The following is a 1,820-nucleotide window of genomic DNA, read 5'->3' as shown; positions in this document are numbered from 1 at the left end:
TTCGCCACGCTGGGCCCGGGAGAGCTCCGAGAGGATGGCGCGCTCCTGGGCGAGCAGCCCCGCGAGCGCCTGATCGGCGCGGTCGCGGCCTTCGGAAGTGAGCCGCACCAACACCCCGCGCCGGTCGCTCGGATCGGGCAGCCGCTCGACCAGACCCTTCTTCGCGAGCCTGTCGATGCGGTTGGTCATCGTGCCCGAGGTGACCAGGGTCTGGGTGAGCAGCTGGCCGGGGGACAGCTGGTAGGGCGCGCCCGCGCGCCGCAGCGACGTCAGTACGTCGAATTCCCAGGGCTCCAGATTGTGCTCGGAGAACGCGAGCCGACGCGCGCGGTCGAGATGCCGCGCCAGCCTCGAGACGCGGCTCAGCACCTCGAGTGGTTCCACGTCGAGGTCGGGGCGCTCGCGGCGCCATGCAGCAACCAGTCGATCGACCTCGTCCTCCATGACGATCAGTGTAAATGGTCTGTCGACATGAAGTCTCTTGACGTCAAGATATATTTGGCTGGACTATTGGGCATGGTCGGGCCGGAACCCTGTTCCGGTTCCGGAAAACGTTCCAGCAAGGGGGCTCGAACATGCATTCCGTTCCAACCTGGGATCCGCAGCAGTACCTCCGGCACTCAGGCCATCGCACCCGTCCGTTCCTGGATCTGCTCGCCCGAATACCGGATCTACCTCAAGGGGGACGGCCGGCCCGGATCGCCGACATCGGCTGCGGGCCCGGCAACGTCACCATCCTGCTGGCGGACCGCTGGCCGGACGCCCGTATCACCGGATTCGACCTCTCACCCGAAATGCTCGCCCGCGCCGACAAGGAGTACGCGGGCACCACCTCGGGCGGCGGCTGGCTCGATTTCCGTCCTGCCGACGCCGCGCACTGGACACCTGACGAGCCGTACGACCTCATCCTCTCCAACGCGGCACTTCAGTGGGTGCCCAACCACCCCGAATCCTTCTCCACCTGGATCGACGGCCTGGCACCCGGCGGCACCTTCGCCTTCCAGGTCCCCGGCAACTTCGCCTCACCCAGCCACGCGCTGCTCGGCGAACTGTGCGACACCCCGCAGTGGCGCGACCGTCTGAGCGACCAGGGCCGCCGTTTCGTCCATGTCCTGGAACCGGCCGACTACCTGCTGCGCCTCGCCGACCTCGGCTGTGTGACGGACACCTGGGAAACGACGTATCTCCAACTGCTCACCGGCGAGGACCCCGTCCTCGACTGGGTGAAGGGCACCGCGCTCCGCCCGGTCCTCACCGCCCTCGAAGGGGACGGCGAGGCCACCGAGGAATTCCTCAGCCAGTACCGCGATCTGCTCCGCAAGGCCTATCCGCCCGGGCCGCACGGCACGGTGTTCCCGTTCCGCCGCATCTTCGCCGTTGCCCGCAAACCGCTGTAGAGGGGGAAACAGGTGCTGACCGCACTCGACCATGTCCAGCTCGCCGCGCCACCGGGCTCCGAGGACGCCCTGCGCGCCTACTACGCCGATGCCCTCGGTATGACCGAGATCCCCAAGCCCCCGGCCCTCGCCGCCAACGGAGGCTGCTGGTTCACGGCCGGGGCCGTACAGCTCCACGTCGGCATCCAGAGTGACTTCCACCCCGCGAAGAAGGCCCACCCCGGCCTGCGCGTCAGCGGTATCGAGGCGTATGCCAACCGCCTCGCATCGCACGGCGCCAAGGTCGTCTGGGACCACGACCTCCCGGGTCACCGGCGCTTCTTCTCCGAGGACCCGGTCGGCAACCGGCTGGAGTTCCTGGAGCCCGACCCCGAGCCGGCGCCATGACCGGCTTAACCGACCGGTCGGCGACCGGTCCGTCCC

The 1,820-nt window shown here is 68.5% G+C and carries 3 protein-coding genes; 2 read left to right on the top strand and 1 reads right to left on the bottom strand.

Annotated features, from left to right (window positions below; genetic code table 11):
• Window positions 1-444: MarR family winged helix-turn-helix transcriptional regulator (locus tag ACWGI8_RS43880; RefSeq protein WP_453669165.1), on the bottom strand; the 444-nt coding region annotated here is incomplete at its 3' end.
• A gap of 131 nt (window positions 445-575) precedes the next feature.
• Here ACWGI8_RS43880 and ACWGI8_RS43875 point away from each other — a divergent pair.
• Window positions 576-1,397 carry a trans-aconitate 2-methyltransferase gene (locus ACWGI8_RS43875; protein WP_453669163.1) on the top strand — a complete coding sequence of 274 codons (822 nt, stop codon included), beginning with the start codon at window positions 576-578 and terminating at the stop codon, window positions 1,395-1,397.
• 12 nt (window positions 1,398-1,409) lie between these two features.
• Entirely contained in the window at window positions 1,410-1,784 is a 375-nt protein-coding gene (locus tag ACWGI8_RS43870) for a VOC family protein (RefSeq protein WP_453669161.1), read from the top strand.
• Window positions 1,785-1,820 lie beyond the last annotated feature (36 nt).

The organism is Streptomyces sp. NPDC054841 (genome assembly GCF_053611045.1).
This window is presented reverse-complemented; position numbering and strand designations above follow the sequence as displayed.

Excerpts from the sequence above, each read along its gene's own strand:
- ACWGI8_RS43875 (WP_453669163.1), top strand. The coding sequence starts at position 576 with ATGCATTCCGTTCCAACCTGGGATCCGCAGCAGTACCTCCGGCACTCA.